General features: G+C 51.1%; 15 protein-coding genes and 4 pseudogenes. 14 read left to right on the forward strand and 5 right to left on the reverse strand.

Annotated elements, in window-relative coordinates:
• Positions 1 to 56: 56 nt before the first annotated feature.
• Entirely contained in the window at positions 57 to 482 is a 426-nt protein-coding gene (locus tag F3I20_RS16585) for a VOC family protein (RefSeq protein ID WP_150014252.1), read from the reverse strand.
• Between the two features lie 454 nt (positions 483 to 936).
• Between F3I20_RS16585 and F3I20_RS16590 the strand changes: the two genes are divergently transcribed.
• Complete coding sequence (locus tag F3I20_RS16590) at positions 937 to 1,557, forward strand: protein phosphatase CheZ (protein WP_150014254.1); 621 nt, start codon at positions 937 to 939, stop codon at positions 1,555 to 1,557.
• A 147-nt stretch (positions 1,558 to 1,704) separates the two neighbouring features.
• Here the strand turns inward: F3I20_RS16590 and F3I20_RS16595 are convergent, their stop codons facing one another.
• On the reverse strand, positions 1,705 to 2,430 hold the full coding sequence (locus F3I20_RS16595) for a type 1 glutamine amidotransferase (RefSeq protein ID WP_150014256.1): 726 nt from the start codon (positions 2,428 to 2,430) through the stop codon (positions 1,705 to 1,707).
• 116 nt (positions 2,431 to 2,546) lie between these two features.
• On the opposite strand from F3I20_RS16595, the pseudogene F3I20_RS24450 reads away from it, so the two are divergent.
• A pseudogene (locus tag F3I20_RS24450) lies at positions 2,547 to 3,319 on the forward strand (AraC family transcriptional regulator).
• 96 nt (positions 3,320 to 3,415) lie between these two features.
• Here F3I20_RS24450 and F3I20_RS16610 read toward each other — a convergent pair.
• Positions 3,416 to 4,774 carry an esterase-like activity of phytase family protein gene (locus F3I20_RS16610; RefSeq protein WP_150037954.1) on the reverse strand — a complete coding sequence of 453 codons (1,359 nt, stop codon included), beginning with the start codon at positions 4,772 to 4,774 and terminating at the stop codon, positions 3,416 to 3,418.
• Positions 4,775 to 5,086: 312 nt separating this feature from the next.
• Between F3I20_RS16610 and F3I20_RS24600 the strand changes: the two are divergent.
• Positions 5,087 to 5,239 (forward strand): annotated as a pseudogene (locus tag F3I20_RS24600) (phage tail protein); the annotation flags it as partial.
• Positions 5,232 to 5,724: pseudogene (locus F3I20_RS16620) on the forward strand (phage virion morphogenesis protein). The pseudogenes F3I20_RS24600 and F3I20_RS16620, both read left to right, overlap by 8 nt.
• Here the strand turns inward: F3I20_RS16620 and F3I20_RS16625 are convergent.
• A complete protein-coding gene (locus F3I20_RS16625) occupies positions 5,681 to 6,376 on the reverse strand; it encodes a hypothetical protein (protein ID WP_150037953.1) in 696 nt (231 codons plus the stop codon). The pseudogene F3I20_RS16620 and the gene F3I20_RS16625 sit on opposite strands and share 44 nt — an antisense overlap.
• 99 nt (positions 6,377 to 6,475) lie before the next feature.
• On the opposite strand from F3I20_RS16625, the pseudogene F3I20_RS24205 reads away from it, so the two are divergent.
• From F3I20_RS24205 to F3I20_RS16665, 8 genes and pseudogenes are all read left to right on the forward strand, one after another.
• A pseudogene (locus F3I20_RS24205) lies at positions 6,476 to 6,819 on the forward strand (phage baseplate assembly protein V); the annotation flags it as partial.
• A gap of 300 nt (positions 6,820 to 7,119) precedes the next feature.
• Positions 7,120 to 7,575 (forward strand): STM2901 family protein, encoded by a 456-nt coding sequence (locus F3I20_RS16635; protein ID WP_150014266.1) that lies wholly within the window; start codon positions 7,120 to 7,122, stop codon positions 7,573 to 7,575.
• Positions 7,572 to 7,895 carry a DUF1493 family protein gene (locus tag F3I20_RS16640; RefSeq protein ID WP_150014268.1) on the forward strand — a complete coding sequence of 108 codons (324 nt, stop codon included), beginning with the start codon at positions 7,572 to 7,574 and terminating at the stop codon, positions 7,893 to 7,895. Before F3I20_RS16635 ends, F3I20_RS16640 begins: the two co-directional genes overlap by 4 nt.
• Before the next feature lie 432 nt (positions 7,896 to 8,327).
• Positions 8,328 to 10,538, forward strand: coding sequence for a DUF4401 domain-containing protein (locus F3I20_RS16645; RefSeq protein WP_150037952.1), 2,211 nt, complete (start codon positions 8,328 to 8,330; stop codon positions 10,536 to 10,538).
• The gene (locus F3I20_RS16650; protein ID WP_150037951.1) at positions 10,531 to 11,061 is read left to right on the forward strand and encodes a GDYXXLXY domain-containing protein; all 531 of its coding nucleotides are present in this window, start codon (positions 10,531 to 10,533) and stop codon (positions 11,059 to 11,061) included. Before F3I20_RS16645 ends, F3I20_RS16650 begins: the two co-directional genes overlap by 8 nt.
• A 191-nt stretch (positions 11,062 to 11,252) precedes the next feature.
• The gene (locus F3I20_RS16655; RefSeq protein WP_150037950.1) at positions 11,253 to 11,939 is read left to right on the forward strand and encodes a hypothetical protein; all 687 of its coding nucleotides are present in this window, start codon (positions 11,253 to 11,255) and stop codon (positions 11,937 to 11,939) included.
• A 365-nt stretch (positions 11,940 to 12,304) separates the two neighbouring features.
• Positions 12,305 to 12,925 carry a dTMP kinase gene (locus F3I20_RS16660; protein ID WP_150037949.1) on the forward strand — a complete coding sequence of 207 codons (621 nt, stop codon included), beginning with the start codon at positions 12,305 to 12,307 and terminating at the stop codon, positions 12,923 to 12,925.
• Between the two features lie 190 nt (positions 12,926 to 13,115).
• Entirely contained in the window at positions 13,116 to 14,429 is a 1,314-nt protein-coding gene (locus F3I20_RS16665; protein ID WP_150037948.1) for an NAD(P)/FAD-dependent oxidoreductase, read from the forward strand.
• Between the two features lie 1,009 nt (positions 14,430 to 15,438).
• On the opposite strand, the gene F3I20_RS16670 is transcribed toward F3I20_RS16665, so the two are convergent.
• Entirely contained in the window at positions 15,439 to 16,347 is a 909-nt protein-coding gene (locus F3I20_RS16670; RefSeq protein WP_150014280.1) for a LysR family transcriptional regulator, read from the reverse strand.
• A gap of 128 nt (positions 16,348 to 16,475) precedes the next feature.
• On the opposite strand from F3I20_RS16670, the gene F3I20_RS16675 reads away from it, so the two are divergent.
• Both F3I20_RS16675 and F3I20_RS16680 read left to right on the forward strand, forming a co-directional pair.
• On the forward strand, positions 16,476 to 17,786 hold the full coding sequence (locus F3I20_RS16675; RefSeq protein ID WP_150037947.1) for an MFS transporter: 1,311 nt from the start codon (positions 16,476 to 16,478) through the stop codon (positions 17,784 to 17,786).
• Positions 17,787 to 17,800: 14 nt separating this feature from the next.
• Entirely contained in the window at positions 17,801 to 18,889 is a 1,089-nt protein-coding gene (locus F3I20_RS16680) for a tartrate dehydrogenase (protein ID WP_150014285.1), read from the forward strand.
• Position 18,890: the final 1 nt, after the last annotated feature.

Below are 18,890 nucleotides of genomic sequence, written 5' to 3' on the forward strand. Positions count from 1 at the left end.
GAATTCACAGTTGATTTAGTCACCGCTAAAATCGTGAAATTTTATCAATGGGGTGACTACTGTTCATCTGTGTCGTTATCTGCTTCAGGAGAATAACCCCGATAAACGCATGCCAGCTTATGTCCGTCAGGATCGCGCAGATAGGCAACATAAAAGTCGGGGCCATATGTGGTTCGTGTGCCTGGATCTCCTTCATTCTCTCCACCCGCAAGAAGGCCAGCTGCATGAAAGCGTCTGACAAGCTCGGCGTTATCTGCACTGAATGCGAACATCGTTCCGTTTCCAGCCGTCGCGGTATATCCGTCAAAGGGAGGGCAAATACAAAAGCTGAACCCCTCATCCGGATTATCATCATCTCCCCACATTGCCCAGCCCTCTGTCCAGGCTGGCTGTCGCGAATAGCCGAGGACGTTAAAAATAGCGTCATAAAAGTCCACGGATCGCTGAAGGTCATTTGTACCAGTCGTGATATACGTCAGCATTTGATTACAACCTCTCGCTGTTTGTCTCAACAGATATTATACCGTTCACAGCAGCAATAAATATTTACCTGATGCACCAGTTTCCGCTTCAAATCATCGCACCGGCTATCAAAAGCACCTTATTAAGGGCGGCAGCGGGCATGCCCTCCTTTAATCAATAAGTGACTTTGCTGACGGTAACGTCCTCTGCTGTAGAACCACAACTGATGTCCACTTCCTGATCAAATCAAACGTAACCGCTGGCATCATGCTCCAGGCAGAAAAGCCCGCGGTGTAAACACAGCTATTCAGCCACATTTTTCCCTTACTCAAACCTGGCAATATCCGCACTGTGGCGTCTTCTTAACATTCTGATACCTCTGTCCTATGGGAAAAATCACAGGAAATTTAAAAAACCGCCGGATTCTGCCGATAACCTCAGATATCGAAACTCTGTCCGCAGGAAACAATATTTATGTCACCATCCGACACTCATAGTAAGCAGCAGGAAATTGGCGAAATCACGGCGCGTGCTGGCTACATCCTGCGGCAGCTTCGCGACAGTCTGCAACAGCTTGGGCTTGATAAAACCATTGCCGATGTGGCGGGAAGTATCCCGAACGCCCGTGAAAGGCTGGGTTATGTGGTCACTATGACCCGTGAAGCCGCAGAGGGCGTCATCAATAGCGTGGAGATCACGCAGCCTCTGCAAACCGAACTGGGCGAAAAAGCGGAGAAGCTCACTCAACGCTGGGATGCCACTTCCGGGAATCCGTCGGACAAAGAACAGGATCAGGCATTAGCTGCTGATACTGTTGCTTTGCTTAATGAGGTGCCCCGTATCACAGGTCTGACACAACAGCAGTTGCACGCGATTATGATGTCACAGGGCTTCCAGGATCTCACCGGACAGATAGTCCAGGCGATGATGGCCGTGCTGAATCAGGCTGAGCAGCAACTGATACAGGTCATCCGTGATAACACCGGCTCACATGGCACGACCGAGCGCGCAGCGCCGTCTAAACCCGCTTCCTCATCAGAAACCCCTGCCAGTCAGGATGATGTAGACGACCTGCTGGCCAGTCTGGGAATGTAAGCAGATATAAAAAAGTAAGGCTGAGAATGGATGATTGAGAAGAGGAAGGTCGGCGGCAAGTCAATCTTACGGAAAGCCATAACCCTCTTCATACTCAACACCCGCTTTCTGTCATAAAACCGGCAACAGTTTACATCCGGAATGACATTATGCCTGAGCGGCTTTATAACGTTTTTCCAGCTTGTTCAGAAATTCAAAGAGTACCTGATTCATTTCGCTGTAATCATGCGCCCGAAGTTTTTCCGGCGTGTCAACGAAGCGGTATTCTGCAGCACGGCTCAGATCTTTGTCAGAATGCGCGATCAGCAGCTCAACAACATCCGGCGTCATTTCCATATGGCACTGGAACCCAAACACACGGTCTGAATATGAAACGATCTGGCGCGGACAGCCTTCGCTGAAAGCAATAATTTTTGCTTCCGGAGTAAGACCCGGCATGTCGTTATGCCAGTGGCCGACGTCGAGCGACTTCGCAAAGTGAGAGAACAACGCATCCCTTCTACCCTCTTCAGTCAGGGTAATCGGGAATTTGCCAATCTCTTTTTCCGGGCTATGGGCGAACGGCGCACCGAGCGCTTCACCGATCAACTGTGATCCCAGACAGATACCGATCACAGCCTTACCGGCTTTAACAGCGGAGGCAATCAGCGCCTGCTCACCTTTTGAATCGAAGTGCGGGCACGCTTCAGATGTTGTGGCTGGATCTTGTGGACCGCCCATAACGATTAGTAAATCGATGCCCTGGGCGTCGGCTGGCAACGCATCACCTGCGTATAAGTGTGAGTAAGTCACATCATGACCCCGTTTTCTCGCCCATGTTTCATATGCCCCTGGCGCTTCGAAACGTTCATGTACGATAAAGTGTACCCGCATTAAGATAGGCTCCTGTTATACCTGTGATAATCTGGCGATAAACATTCTCCATCCAGTGAGCTCGTACACCGGATGGTTCCGATTTACGTATCATAGTGGCAGGGTCTGAATCTGAAATGCCAGGTAGTATAGATAAAGCGCCAGGACATGAAGACGTTCCTGGCTGGTCTGGCACGGCTATAAGCTATCAACGTGGAGAAACCGATCCTCCCCATCATCATCTTGAGGTACAGTTGCTCTATGCCACCAGGGGAGTCATGCTGGTTGAAACGGAAAACAACCGATGGGTTATCCGCCCTCAGCGTGCATTGTGGCTGCCGCCTCTGCAGATCCATAGTTACAATTTGCTGTCTCATACCGATCTGCGGGCTGTCTATTTTAGTTGCAGCCTTATCGCAGAATGCACCAATTTTACGAAGAGTGACCAGGTACACGTCATTACGGCGACGCCACTGGTGAAAGAACTGATAGCAGGTTTGTTCAATGAGAACTACAACAGACCGAGTCAGCGCAAGATGGCCCTGTTGCTTCTGGATTACTCAGCGAAACTCAACCATTAACTACAGCACTTCCAATGCCAAATAATGAGCGCTTATTCTCTGCTGTAAGGGAACTAGTGGTTAACCAACGCTGGGAAGCATCGATGAGTGACCTCGCTTTTATAGCGGCGATGTCAGAACGTACCTTTTCGCGATTGTTTATTAAAGATACGGGCTTTAGTTTCAGAACCTGGAAGCAAAGAGCCAGGATTTATGCTTCGCTGGATCAACTCGCGAATGGTATTCCAGTCAAACAGGTCGCTTACGAGCCTGGCTTTTCATGTCCTGCGTCCTATACCGCTGCTTTCCGTTCAATTCTGAGTTCAACACCGCGCGATTTTTTGCCTTGACCGATGAATTTCCCGCAGAACGGTTCAATAAGTATGTTGCGTCTATCAGTTCAACTCACAGGCAAAAGCGGACGTTGACTTTTATCTCCTTGAATCTTATTTCAGCGCTTCCGCCAGCGTGATAATCCACAACTCACTGTCTGACTCCGGTTTCTTCAGCGGCCTCAGACCGATGGTCGTGGCAACCGGCTTGTCATCCACCGTAAGCGTCCCCTGCTCCGTCACCCGATAATCCTTACGCTTCTTACCTTCAACCGGATTCTGCATCACCGCTTTCACGCCAAAGTCATTATCATTGGTGACCGCCAGCGTTTTATCGTCGATCATCGCCAGCCCTTCAGCTTTCTCCTGCTGCCAGCCGAGCTGACGTAAATCAACCACCCGCTTTTTAGCGGCAAACTTAATGCCGCGCTTCACCAGCGCTTTTTCGTCATCGAACTCCGGATATTCACCGGGCTTATCAAATGCTGAAAGCTCGGTAGCGGAGCTGAGATCCACCTTATAGACAAGGTTGCGCATCGCATCGTTTTTGTCGCTGCCCTGTTCGATCAGCAGGATATGCTGATTGTCGATCGCCACGATATCACCAATCTTTGCGTCACTGTTTTTACTGTAAGCCGCGCTGTCGATCGGGTATCCATACATTGCAGTTTTCCCGGTCGCCGGATCGAAACTCACCAGGCGGGTAAAGCGCGCCTGCTTTTTGCTTTTCCCGTCGATATCCAGTGTGCTCTGCACCGCGGCGAGGATACGCCCATCGGGCATGCGGGTGATCCCCTCAAAGCCACGGTTTGGCTGACGCCATTTGAGTATGTTCGGAAGACCGCCTGCGATGGATTTCTCCCCTTCGGCGGCCTGCGGCCCGTGAATCGCCAGGATTTTACCGCGCTCATCTACGTTAATCAGGAACGGGCCATACTCATCACACAGCCAGTATCCGCCCTTGCCATCCGGCGTAACGCCTTCCGTATCCAGACCACGGTTATCGCCCTGCAGCGCTTTCAGCGTATCGCTTAGCGCGACTTCATTGGTTGAGCCGATGACGCCATCCTGCAACGGCAATCCGTTAACGTTGCCCTTATCGTCATGCAATGGTCGGGCATCTGTGGCCTCGGCTTTTCCATTCTGTACCCGAATATTCATCAGTAGTGGCGCGAAGCCTGGCGTAACGAATATTTTTGATTCTTTCTTACCCACATCAGGCGAGTCGGCATTGGGCCCGCGATCGGTGACGGTAACAAAGGTCAGCGCATCTCCCTGCTTACCGTTAAACAGCAAACCAGAGCCGATACCCACCGGCAGACCCTGAGGAAATGCGCTGGCGAAGGCACCGTTGTAGCTCACGCGCGCTCCTTCGGGGAAACTGACGATGTAGCGTTCGACCTTCGGCTGTGCCGCTAATGTTGATAAAGAGAGTGCGCAACCGACAACCAGAGAAATCGCTTTTATTTTCATATTTTTATATCCGTTAAGGAAAGCCACGAGCCTAAAGAACAAAAATGACAGAAAAATGAAATCACCGGGAAACATTGCAAGTTAACAGGTTGATTATTCCAACTTTAACAAAGCGGGATTAAGCCGTTTCTGGACAACGGCCAAATGCTTCCCATGTCCGCTGTCTCCCTGTGGTTGGTATATCGCTACACGCTGAGCGTGGGAATTACTGATTTTACAGGTGAACAGAACCTGCTGATGGCACGGGTGCTTATATAGCTACGCTAAACCTAGAAAGACGCGCGGCAGAATAGTTAGGCGCGTAAGAAATTATTTTCGTTTGATGTCAACATTCTGGCAAATGACCGCTGCGACATCAGCATGGACCTGAAGCTAAGCGAGCGCGTGACAGTGATGGTTGAGAACGTAAGAGCACATATTGAGGCGGAGCCGGAGGAGGAGTTTTGGATGGTGAGACGTGGCTGAACTGCATGAAGTGGATGCCTGGCTGACTGCGCTTTTCTCACAGCTGGAACCGGCGGTACGTAAGACATGGATGCAGGAGTAAGCACACCACTTGCGTCGCGTTCAGCAGGGAACATCATCGCACAACAGTCCCTTGACGACACCGCATAAGAACCCCGCTGAGTCAGCGCCCGCAACAAAATTGGTTGCGTCCGTCGCGGAATGTTTACGAAGCTGAAAACTGAAAATATCTTAAAGCGCAGGCAGGTGCAGACGCCGCTGAGGTTGCCTTTGTTCCGGTGGTGCAGTGGCTGGCCCGCGTCAATCACTACGGCCTGCGGGACCGGGTAAGCCGTCGAGTTCCGATGGTGAAATATGCTGAACGTCCGCTGCCAGGGGTTAGTCAGAGAGTTGAAGAAAACATACTTTCCATTCTACTTAACTCTCTCTTATCCCAGAAAGTTACGTTAGGTACTCGAAACTTTTTTTTGCTTCAGTATGATTAAACTTCGTTATTCTATTTGTTATGTATATGTCAATAATCATCCCTGTCCCAAGCGATATGAAGTATAGGCAGGAAAAAATAATGATAGGTGACATTACCATTATGGATATGGATGTTTTACGCGTGCTTTTCGCTAAAGATTCTTTTTCTTCGCTCAAAAGCATATATCTACAAATAAAATCCTTAGTTTGCCCATGGATGCCAGCTAATACTTTGAGTTCAGAAGGTGACAGGCAGGTCTCTGGAGTGATTTTCCAGATTTCTTCATTCGAAGGATTTTTTGCTTCACCGGGCTTTATCCAGAATTTATCATGTGTTGCTGAGTAGGTATAATCTATCCATAGGACTGGCCCCTTTAAAAGTAATGCGCTGAATGAAAATAGAAAAGATGTGAAGACGATTATAAACACCAAACCGAAAGTGGATTGAATGTAATTTGCCTTTTTTGTCCTTGCTTTAGTGTTTTTTCGATATTTACAGTAACTCATCCTGATCAGCGGAGCCGATATGTTTAAATCATCGGTTAAAAACTTTTCTTCTGGATAAATTTTATTTAGCCATCCCCATAAGGTTTTAATTGCCCCAGCAAGCCATTTGAACATCAGACTGCCAATTGCTGTGGCCAGGAAGGCATTTATTTTATCGATGTCCATTAATTATCGCCCTTTAAAGACTATGACAGGTAATTTGTATCAGATATCACACAATGAATACTAATTTTATATAAATATTTTTTACGGCATCATGCTTTTATGAATATTCAACTTACTAAAATCATGCGCCTTATAACCAACCTGATATGCACCGGCACCAGGTTCAAAGTGGATCCGGTGAACTAGCTGTGCCGGGTGAAAACGGGCGACCTTGAAACCAACTGGATTAACTGGCTCACCCTGCGTGCTGCCAGCACCCGCACATGGTGACAGCCTACCGTCGATAAACAGGTTATGCTGCTGAGCCTGGGCGGCAATCTTGAAACTACATTTGCGCTGCCCACCATTTATTCGATGCCTTCCCGCAGCCTGACTACCCGGAAAACGGCACCACCGCCGTGTTTAAGGAAGGCGGCTGGTTTCAGTACGAGCCAGAAATTGGCGAAGCTCTCACGGACATCGAACGCACCCGACAGAGCATGCGCGACATCCTGATCACCCCCAAAGCAACCGCATCGCCCGGCGTGATTAAAGTTCGCTGCTCTCGGTGCTGATTGACCTGCATCAGAACGACGTGATTCGCCTGCAGGTTTTCCCGGCTGCATGCACCGCAGATTATTGAGGTGCCGGCCTTTGAAACGCAAAAGCCCGACTTACAGACGACCCGGTAATGGATTAACAACCTGTCACACAGATGGTAAAGTTAAAATACGTTAACCAGTTGACTAAAGGGATTAGCAGGTATGGATACAACAGAGCAGCTGGGTGGTACGTATTATTTCAATGGCTTGCCGAATCTGACGCCGCAGGAATTGCTGTTCTGGGTGCTGGTAGATGAGACACAAAAACAGCTGGGCGTGCAGGATATTGTGGCCATTACGGGACTAATTTTAGGCAACAATAATATCGACGTACCCGGGAAACCCAACACGGCAACTCCCGGTACTTCCGTTGCGTCTATCTTTTTCCGCAAACACCTTTCTTACAAATTCCGGCGCCGCATTCTGCCAACGCTGACCGCCAAATCTTTCAGTTTGCGTGGGCTGAAGATTTTCTGGGTTAACAACCTGGGAGCATTCGTTGGCAGGGCCGTACCTGTTGTCGGATGGGTGATTCTGGCAAACGATGTTGCACAAATCAGTTTCCGCACCGTCCACCGCTACAACATGATTGTGCGGCCTGAAGATAAAATTTGGTGAATATTATGACAGTAACCCCTGATGCGGTGCGCGAATTCATTTTGCGTGAACTGCCGCTGGTGACGACGTTCCTTTTCAAGAAAATTGAAATCGGCGAGGATGACATTTTGCAGGAGCAGTATGAAGCGGATGATATCGCTGAAATGGCGGAGAAGTTTTTTAAAGATTTTAACGTGCAGCCAGCAGGCTTCGATCTCGCTGCTTATTTCCCCTGGAAAAACTCCTCACTGTTCTCACGTACCCCCGTAAAACATAATAAAGAGCCACTGACTATAAGAATGTTTATTGAGTCAGCCCGTGCGGGACGCTGGCTTTTCTGATTGCTCACAGCAGGTGATACAGTTGCTCGTACTCTCAGCAGCGCATCTTAAACCTTGAAGATCTGGCGAAACCAGCCGTCTTCACCGTTGCAGTCAGCGGCCAGTGACTGAACGGTTGCGTTTTTTTTCCTGGCATTTCAGCAATGCGGTATCTCAGATAGTAAGCAGTAAAGCCTGCCTGCAGGGTTAGAATTCGTCGGGGCGAATGTCATTTCCAGGCTACCAAAACAGGGCCGCGGTGCTCCTGATCATAACAATGCGACAGATCGCGCAGCGTTCACTCCCCGCCTTTGATTTACGCTGTTATATCCCGGAAAAGATGTTTACATTTGTTCAGCAAAGTTATCTGCCGCTCATCAAAGCGCCATAACAGGGAAGAACCGTGGTTAACATCATCATCAAAGTCACACCGCAAACAGAGGCAGGGAAAGTATGTGGGAGATTACGGCCGATAAGATAACCGGGATGCCATCACGAACGGCAGCATATCTTTGCCGTCAGATTGCTGGTCTCATCAAAGCAGGAAGCATGAGCCCGGAAACATGCCAGCGCATCTTTGCTTTCTGTGGTATCAGGCCGTCAGATGCGCAGTGGCGTCAGTTTCTTATCCCGGTGCTTGGCTGTCTGGGATTGCTGGCACTGGTTGCTGGATCGGTGTTTTTTATTGCCTGGAACTGGGCCTGGCTGCCGAAAATGGCGAAATTTGCCCTGGCCGAACTGCTGATCGTCGCGCTGGCGGTAGTAGTCTGGTGGCGCTGGTACAGCACGCTGGCACGCAGCGCATTGCTGGCAGCAGGATTAAGTTTCGGTGCTCTCTTTGCGCTTTACGGACAGATTTATCAGACGGGTGCAGATAGCTGGGAGCTATTTCGGGCCTGGTTATGCGTTCTTCTGCCGCTGGCGCTGATTGCCCGGCAAAACAGCCTGTGGTTTTGCAGTTGGCTGGTCGCTAACCTGGCATTCCAGCTCTACTACACCACCACGTTACCGACGTCACTGCTGGAACTCGCCGTGTCTGACAGCCTCTTCCGGCTCCCGACGACAGTGCTGCACGGCTATCTGGCGCTGCTGGCAGCCTGCCTGATTATCAGGGAAGTTCTGGCCTGGCGGGCAATAACGCATCACCCTGAGAGCTGGCTGGCAAGCCGCTGGTTCTCACGCGTCATGGCGGGATTTTTACTACTGCTGCTGACCGCCATCGTGGCCGGGAATATTTCTGACTGGCACGGTGGTAACCACTTTACGTTAGTGACGGGCGGCTGGATGGTTACCCTGCTGGCAGGCTATTACCTGTACCGTTATCGCCATGTTGATCTCTGTATGCTGACAATAGGCATCGCCAGTCTGACAGTTGTGGGCTGCGCACTGATCATGCAGTTATTCCTGGTGGCCTATGTTACGGGTGACCTTTATCTGACCGGCGTCATGATGATTTTCTGGGTAGCGGCAAATGGCTCGATCCTGCTGAAGTGGCAGCGCAAACTGGCTGAAAAGGGACCGTTCGATCAGGCTCCGCCCAGACTGACCTTACTGACAGATGCCCTGCGTCAGCAGGGCCTGCTGAGCGACGCACAGATCAGGGAGATTCAGCAACGCGGTCACGCATTCGATCTGCCCTGGTATCTGAGGCTGGCGCTGAGCATCGGAGGCTGGGTCGCCGCGATCATCACTCTGTTACTGATGGCGCTGGTGCTCTATAGCACTGACCTGCTCGACGACCCGAATGCTGTCACCCTTATCGTGCCTTCACTCGTGCTCGCCGTGATTGCCCGCGGCCTGTTACGCAGCGATCGTGACGGTAAGTATCACCTCGGGCTGGCATGGGCCATTGCGGCGACGTGCGGGCTGATTTTAGGCGTTGTGTTACAAATCAAGAGCGATGACGTCAGCTTTATGATGCTGAGTTCACTGAGCGCGTTACCGATTCTTGCGGCGATGGCGGTGGCGATGCCTGACCGCACTTACCGCTTTATGGCCATCACTGCCCTGACTTTTTTCCTGGTGCTGGCGGGCTATTTACTTTCCCTGCACTACCTGTCGCCAACGGCAGGTTGCGTTGCTGTTTCCCTGCTGGTGGCAGCGGTGATGTTTTTGTGGCTTTGGATTGTCAGTCATCAACTGAGATTACTGGCAGGGCGGTATGCTGACGCCGTACATCTCCTGCTGTATGGCATCCCGGCGGGTCTGATGCTGCTGAGTTTCCCTGGGATAAACGCGGCGGTTCTGATGGATTTCTTCTGGTCTCCTGGGCAGTTTTCTATGCTTCAGTCTGCGACAGGCACCGGTATTGCGGCAGGTTTAGTGCTGAGTGCGCTCAGTCAGAAAAGGATCGGTCAGCCGCTGTTTTCGATAATCACACTGCCCGCCGCCCTTATCTGCGGAGCTGCCGCCCTTTATGCGCCGGGTATCGGGCTGGGCTTGTGGCTGATTCTGATGGCGCGTTATCTGGGAAGTCCGGGATTGATGGTGGTCAGTGCCGGGTTCATGGTGCTGTATGTCATTGGCTGGTATTACTTCCTTGAGGTGACTCTGCTGCAGAAAACACTGTTACTGCTGGCTGGCGGTCTGGTTTTGCTGGGGCTGGCGTGGGTCGTCGCAAAAGTGTTACCCGCAAAAATCGGAGGTGCGAGTGAGAATGCGTAAAAAGAGCCGATGGCTGGCAGGCGCAGTGATAGCGCTGGCGCTGGTGGCCGTCAATGTCAGCATCTGGCAAAAAGAACAATTACTGAAACAGGGCGCGATCATGATTTTATCCCTGGCACCGGTTGACCCGCGCTCCCTGATGCAGGGTGATTACATGGCGCTGAATTATGCCCTCACCCGACCGCTGGAGCAGACGCTATATCAACAGGCGGTGGCCTGCGGCGCGGCGCGGTCATCTCCATGCCTGCCCACCAGCGGGGCTCTGATTGTGGATCTCGATGCGCAGCGTCATGCGATTCAGGCCCGGTTTGATCAGGGTGAGCCGCTGCAGGCAAATCAGTTACGGGTGAAATATCATCAACATTCCGGCTCGCTGACCGTCGGCACCAACGCTTATTTCTTTCAGGAAGGTCATGGCGAGCGTTTCGCGCAGGCACGATACGGGGCATTCCGCGTGGGAGATGATGGCACAGCACTCCTGACAGACCTGCTTGATGAACAGGGGAAGGTCATTCAGCCTTAGTTATGCAAGACGCTCGCTGAACAGTACAAAACAGACTGGCAGTGGCCTTAATAGCTTTACTGAAAGGATTTCTGTAGCGGAGCACCACAATGCCTTTGCAGGTCTGCGGCCATCAGATTAATCAGGTAGCCTGAAACGTCAGACAGAAATATCTTTAACGACAAGCTGATTTAAATGGCAAAAGGTCTGATATGAAATCGATGAATCTGCACAACATTTACCGTTCTGCAAATGAAAAAACCGTTGCGATGTGGAGAGAAAATGCAGGCATTGGCGATATCAGGCAAGGGAATTACTACGATCCGGTAAAACTCGCTCTCGCAACAGGCATACAGCCATCTGTATCCTCTGATGTCTCACGTCTGCTGCGTGAACTGCAACAGCTTACCAGAGATGATCCGCTGGCCGATGTTCTGCCAGCAGACGGTTTTCATTTTACCTTTTTACCTCTGACCCTGCCGCTCTATCACGAAAACGCGCCGTTGCCCGATAAAGTGGATCAGCTGACGGCTATCTGGACCGGATTTGAGGCGAAGAAAATCGTTATCAGGGATCTCCGGCTCGTTGCGTTGCCCGGTCAGTTGTTGCTCGCAGGGATCCCTGAAAATCCTGCTGTAACCATGCGCCAGTCATTCTGCGAAAAAGTGCTCGATTCTGACTGGGAAAATGAGCTGATGATGCGTCATTCGGGCAGCCCATTACCGGCCCCCTTCTGGCACAGCACCCTGCTGCGCTACAACGCGGCATTTTTACCCGTAACCTTACGTCGCTATTTTCTGGAACGTCAGACAGTTGATTTTGGGGATGTCGCCGGAGAACTGACGCTGGCAAAGGTCAACTACAACTGGACAAAATGTTATCCGTTACGGGTTAACTGAAGCGATGCGATTCCCTGTCAGAAACGATTTATGGCCTGCAATTACATGAGAGTCGCATGCGTTCAGGTCCGTTTTTCTCTCAAACCCTCCGTTTGCAGACTTAATCAGGATCTTTTTGTTTACCTGGCTGTTCCCGTAAACTAGAGGACGCAGGTTTTAATTCATGCACCAGAAAAGAGGGTGATTAAGCCTGCCATGCAGAGCCAGTTTTAGCGTATCCATCATTGTCTGTGAATACGCCTCAATTCTGTTCTCGCAAAGATGGCCGACGGCTTAAGAAAATATCCGCTTCTCACCCCAGGAAATAACATGCTTTTGGCAGATGTATCTTTTACTGAAATCCTGACTCAATCGTCACTCCTGACATGAGTCGTCAACTGTTTGTTTCTCTGGATGGCCCCAAGGGAGCCGGTAAAACCACGCTGCTGGAGGCCATCACGCACGTGCTGAGGGCAGACAACATGAAAGTGATCCGACTCAGCGAGAAAAAGAGCGATCCTTTCAGGGCGGAATCCATGGCGCTGGTTAACCGGCTTGCCAGAGATCCCTCGGCAGATCTGGAATGGGACATCTGTCAGCGCTTTGCCGTCAGCCGCGCCTGGATTTCGCAGAACGTACTGGCTAAACAGCCGCAGGACAGCGTTATTCTGATGGATCGCTGGTATCCATCGGATGCCGCGTTTCGCCGGATGGTTCCTTTTACAGAGATTCTGCAGCTAAACCGTGAGCACAAGGTCCGCGCGCCAGATCTGCATGTCGGGGTGGTCACTGCACCGGAAATTTCCTGGGAAAGAGCCGCAGCCCGGTCGCGTGGACTGGGAAGTACGGTAATTTACCGACTGGAAGAACATATCGCCTGCACCCGCGCGTTTGAACAGGAAATTGCCAGCAACGGCTGGTTTTTATGTCGCAATGAAGGGAGCATTGAAGAGGCAACGATGCAGGTGGTGGCTGAAATTTACAGCGTGCTTATCGGACCCGAATAGCAGAAACATAAAACTCTGTGGGCGCGTTATCCTCTCTTATCCGCACATCCGCACATCCGCACACATCGGTTGTGCAGAAGAAAACCTTTATTTTACTTGTCTGAAATCAAGATTAGTCAGATTACCGCTGGCACAGACATCCCGCTTTCCCCTATAAAATTGCTTTATTTTTCATATAAGGCACAGGGAATTGCGCTACGCGTCGATACCATTCAATCATAATCAATCGGGCTGGCCTGCGGGTGAGCACAGTTTTTCGCCACAGCCAGCGTTGCAGAGCGATATCACTGCAGACTGGGTCATCGTCGGGGCAGGATTTGCAGGCGTCGCCTTTGCGCGCCGTCTGGCGGAAATCAATCCGAAGCTAAAAATTATTATCGTCGAGGCTCATAGCACACAGCAAAGCGCATCGGCACGTAATTCCGGGTTCGTTATCGGTCTGCCGCATAATATTGGCAGTTCAACTGCCGAATTAAAAAAGGCAAACGCATACCGGAATTTGCTTCAGGAAGGCATTCGCCAGCTGGAGCAGGTTATTTCCCGGCATCATCTTCAGTGCGACTGGGAACGGGTCGGCAAATATCACTGTCAGGCTGAACCTGGTAATGACGCTCTTTTAAAGGAGTATGCCAGTCATCTCGATCTGATGAATGAGCCGTGGCAGATGTCAGACAGCGAGGAGCTGTACCAGAAACTCGGTACACGCTTTTACAGCAAAGGGATTTATACACCGGGCTGCGTGTTGGTTAATCCGGCGCAGCTGATTGCCGGCCTGAACGCGTGTTTACCTGAGAATGTTCAGCGCTTCGATAACACACCCGTGCTGGGGATCCGTTACGGCAGCATGGCTGAAGTGCTTACACCATTTGGGGTGATCAAAACGCCAAAAGTGATGCTGGCTACCAATGCACTATCGCCGGAGCTGCGTCCGGGGCTTTCGCGTCAGGCTGCTATGGCTACCTTCGCCAGCATCACCGATCCGCTGACGGACGAACAACTGGCTACCCTGCCCCCCATGCAGAGCTGGGGGCTCACGCCGGTTAACGCGATTGCCGGAGCGACCTTCCGTTTTACCTCAGATCGCCGTTTCCTGATTCGCCAGCATGTCATACCCGCGCTCAGGGGTCAGGTAAATGCAGCCCGGACTTATGAGGCGACCCAATTGCATGAGCACTTATTTAAGAAAGTCTATCCGACGCTGAGCAATGTGAAGATCACTCACACCTGGTCGGGCACCATCAGCGTCACGCGTAACGGCGCGCCAGAATGGGGTATGCTGAACAAATTTCTCTGCACGGCGGGCGGCTGTAACGGTGCAGGCATTTCAAAGCAGACCGTGGCAGGCACGCTGCTGGCGGATTTCATGATGAAACAGGATAATCCGCATATTGCAGATATGCTGTCACTGGGCAAAGCGAATGTCATGCCCCCCTCGCCAGCGCTGGATATCGGCATTGCACTGTCGCTAATGAAAGAGCGATATCTGGGCCGTAAGGAAATTTAATTATCAGAAAAAGTGATCATAAAAGACGTGCCGGATTTTATTACTGAAGTGGTGATTTAAGACGTGCACATTGGCGGGACTTTATTAATCGCTTTTTGCACAAGAAGCGTAACAATGAACGCATGGTCACTCTTACTGCTCACTCCGGTGCGTACTGGACGTTCATTCCCGCAAACGTAGTTTATAACCCTCTATATTTACTGATTGCATCAGTGAGTATTGTAAGTCACAGTTCCAGTTAAAAATTATTTCAATAACATTAATTTTCCGACAATTGCAGTGTGCCAGATTCGAAAACCGCATTCTCTTCAAACAGACCGGCGTGATCAGCATCAAAAATTAACGACATGAACCGCACAACGTGCAGCAAAAAGTTCATTTTCAATTAACATTAGCAGGATGAAAAAATGAGCCCTGCCTGGATCTATCAGATCACTAATAATACTAAGCAAATGTTTTACGGCAGTTGTTACCATCATAACTGTCATCACCTTTCTTAACTCAAGATTGCTGGAATATAAATTTTATTAACGCTTACTGATTATTTCAGAAAGAACTTTATTGATATATTTCCGCAAGGTTATGGCATACCTTTATGCCACGATTTAATGTCAGTCAGCCCGTATTGCCCCGCGCCGCGTTCATACTGTTATTCTCACTTTATATCGCTGTTTTTCTCCATTCCGCTTTTTACAAACAGGCCTGGTCACTTATCGCGCCGGACGGGATGCGCAATATTCTTTTTTTCCTTTCCATGCCGATTGCCGCGTTGTGTGTGATAAAAGTGTAGTAACGCTGGCCTCCTTTTCTGGCTGGACAGCATAACCCTTGCGCTGTTTATCATTGTCGCTGCCATAGCCGAAATAAGCCCGCAGGAAAGTAAACGTGATAAGGCCCCCGGTTGGGGCTTTTATCTGGCTGGAAGCTCTCTGCAAAACGGTGCATCGCGCAGGTAAAAATAAATTATCTGCTCCGGTTATGTGTGTCTGAAAATAATCCGAGTTGCTATTCACAGGTCACGTGTCAGCGCGTCGAGATTATCAGCGAGCATATCCAGCAGGGCTCTGACATAAAGATTATTGTTTCCCTGATGCCACATCGCACTGAGCGGCAGCCCCTCAATATCTATGGCAGGCGAAAGGGTCAGATACTTAACCCCGTCAGCATTCATATTTTTATAGGATGACGGCACCAGAGCAATGCCCAGACCGGCGGCAACAAAGCTCAGGATGGTCTGTTTCTCTTCAGCATACTGTGCAATGACAGGTGTGCAGCCACCCGCTTTGAACACATTCATCGTGAGATCATGGCTGTGAGGCCGGGTACGCCTTTCTGGCATGATCACCGGCTCATGACAAAAATCACGGATGGTGACCTCGGAATAATTAACAAGCCGGTGATGGGCAGGAACAGCGAGCACGCAGGTTTCATTCGCGATGAAACGCGTCGTCAGCATGGCATCAACCTGTTCAGGAGGGCGTATCAGGACTACATCGAGCCACCCCGATAAAAGCCGCGGAATAAGAGTGTGAGATTTATCTTCCGTAATATGGATATCCGCTTCAGGAAACTGCCTGACAAAGAGATTAATTAATTTCGGCAATAATCCTCTGGCAGCGCTGTCTATAGCGCCAATTCGCAGCGTTCTTTTCTGCGTTAATCTGTTTTTGAGGAACCGCAACCGCAGTCCATCAAAATCCGCAAGAACGGTTTTGGCCTCATTGAGGAAAGCCGCCCCTTCAGGCGTCAGCGAAACATTTCGGGTTGAACGGTTCAGCAGCCTTATTCCCAAGTCATCTTCAAGCAATCTGATGAAGCGACTCAGTGACGCAGGCATCATTTCAAGCTTACGGGCAGCCCGTCCAAAGTGAAGCTCATCACCCAGCACAACAAAGCAACGTAACTGATTTATATCCATTTTTTTACCCGAACCTGATTATGCAAATTATTTGTATAAAGCAGTGCCGATGATAAAGCTGCTCAAAACTTCATACTGAGATTATTACAAAACAATAACAACCCTACATGACTGTGGAGCATCGCGAAATGAATAATGACCTCGAAAAAAAGGTTATGCGCAAGGTTACCCTTCGCATCATTCCTTTTATCATGCTGCTGTATTTCATCGCATTTCTGGACCGGGTGAACATCGGTTTTGCGGCCCTGACCATGAATGAGGATCTGGGATTTTCACCTACCGTATTCGGGCTGGGCGCTGGCATTTTCTTTCTCGGTTATTTTCTGTTTGAGGTCCCGTCAAACTTAATTCTGCATAAAGTCGGTGCCCGCATCTGGATTGCCCGCGTGATGATCACCTGGGGCCTGGTTTCTGGCTGTATGGCCTTTGTGCAGGGCACAACCAGTTTTTATGTACTGCGTTTTCTGCTCGGTGTGGCAGAAGCCGGTTTTTTCCCCGGCATCATCCTCTATCTCAGCTACTGGTTCCCGGCAGCAAAACGCGCCCAGGTCACGGCGATTTTTATGGCTGCAGCGCCCCTTTCTACGGCACTCGGATCGCCCATCTCGGCGGCACTGCTGGAGATGCATGGCTTTCTGGGTTATGCCGGCTGGCAGTGGATGTTCGTCATTGAAGCGATACCGGCATTACTGCTCGGCGTAGTTGTCCTGTTCTTTCTTACCGACCGCCCGGCCAAAGCGAAATGGCTGACCGACGAAGAACGTACCTGGCTGGAAAACACCATGCGCGCCGAGGAGCAGACCCGGGCAGCTAAGCAGAGCCACACCAGCGCCTGGCAGGGACTGGCAGATAAACGCGTCCTGGCGCTGGCGCTGGTCTACTTCGGTACATCGGCCGGGTTGTACACGCTTGGGATCTGGTCACCGCAGATTATCCGCAGCTTCGGCGCAACCTCAATGGAGACAGGCTTCCTGAACGCCTTCCCGGCTGTGATCGGTGTTATCGCCATGATCATCTGGGCGCGGCACTCTGACCGCACCCGGGAACGCAGCTGGCACGTAATTGGTGCGTGCCTGCTGGCTGCCGTCGGACTGATTTATGCCGGTAATGTCAGCACGATTTTCACCGTCATCATCGCCCTGACCCTTGTCACCGCAGGCATCAGTGCCTCTAAGCCCCCACTGTGGAGTATGCCAACGCTCTTCCTCAGCGGGCCGGCGGCGGCGGCGGGCATCGCCACCATCAACTCGATTGGCAACCTCGGCGGATTTGTTGGCCCGATGATGATTGGCGTAATCCGTCAGCAGACGGGTAGCTATACCTGGGGTCTCTACTTTGTCGCCGGATTGCTGGGGCTCTCTGCTCTGGTTGTTCTGATTCTCACTGCCAGAACCAACAAGCCGCAAACAGCCGAAATTCCTCATCCTCATACTCATTAACTGGAGAAGTCACTATGCGTAATTACAAAATTGCTGCCATCCCTGCCGACGGTATCGGTCCGGAAGTTATTTCAGCGGGAATTGAAGTTCTGCAGGCGCTGACACGCCACAATCCGCAGCTGAAGTTTGAGATCGAGACGTTTGACTGGGGCTCAGACTATTACAAGCAGCATGGCGTGATGATGCCGGAAACCGGGCTGAATACGCTGAAGTCATTCGATGCTATTTATTTTGGCGCGGTCGGCGCACCGGATGTGCCTGACCACATTACGCTGTGGGGTCTGCGTCTGCCCATCTGCCAGGGTTTCGATCAGTACGCCAATGTCAGACCAACCAAAATTCTGCCGGGCGTAACCTCTCCGCTGCGAAACCGCGGTCCGGGCGACCTGGACTGGGTCATTGTGCGTGAAAACTCCGAAGGTGAATATTCCGGGAATGGCGGCCGTGCACATCGTGGTTTACCGGAAGAAGTGGGCACCGAGGTGGCGATCTTTACCCGCGTTGGCGTGACGCGGATTATGCGTTATGCCTTCAGACTGGCGCAGTCCCGTCCGCGCAAACTACTGACAGTAGTGACCAAATCAAATGCCCAGCGCCACGGGATGGTGATGTGGGATGAAATTGCCGCCGAAGTGGCGCTGGAGTTCCCGGATGTACAGTGGGACAAAATGCTGGTCGATGCCATGACACACCGCATGACGCTGCATCCGCAGACGCTGGATACCATCGTTGCCACTAACCTGCACGCCGATATCCTTTCAGACCTTGCCGGTGCGCTGGCCGGTAGTCTGGGCGTTGCACCGACCGCCAATATTGATCCTGAACGCCGCTTCCCTTCCATGTTTGAACCGATCCATGGCTCTGCCTTCGATATTACAGGCAAAGGCATCGCAAACCCGATAGCCACGTTCTGGACCGCAGTACAGATGCTGGAGCATCTGGGCGAACGTGACGCCGCTGCGCTGATTATGGACAGCATCGAATATGTTTGCGAGAAAGGCATTCTGACGCCGGATGTGGGTGGCACTGCCACGACCGCTGACGTTACCCGCGCGGTCGTGCAGTTTATCGAAGCCAGCGCTGACGTTACCGAGACGGCATAAC

It is taken from the genome of Candidatus Pantoea gossypiicola, from assembly GCF_008632075.1.
Lineage (GTDB): Bacteria > Pseudomonadota > Gammaproteobacteria > Enterobacterales > Enterobacteriaceae > Pantoea > Pantoea gossypiicola.